Genomic DNA, 230 nt, shown 5'->3' on the forward strand with positions numbered 1-230 from the left:
TTTTCAACACTATCAAGAATTCGAAATTCATTAAAAATATTGTTAGCATCTGGCGTAAGGGTAATCCTTCTAACAACCACGTTTTTCGGGTTGATTTCAACTCCTACAATTCCAGCCCAATTTCCAAATCGATCCTTCCAAAGAAAAATGTCACGATTGTCAGCATTTCGATACCAATTCATTTCTTCCACAAGATGTTTCGTTTTATCGTTACTTTTAGAAAGTGACAA

1 pseudogene is annotated in these 230 nt (G+C 34.8%); it reads right to left on the bottom strand.

Features of this window, described 5'->3' with window-relative positions:
- Positions 1 to 182: pseudogene (locus AC6UD2_RS06920) on the bottom strand (riboflavin biosynthesis protein RibT); the annotation flags it as partial.
- Positions 183 to 230: the final 48 nt, after the last annotated feature.

It is taken from the genome of Fructilactobacillus sp. X2R5C2 (assembly GCF_059901375.1).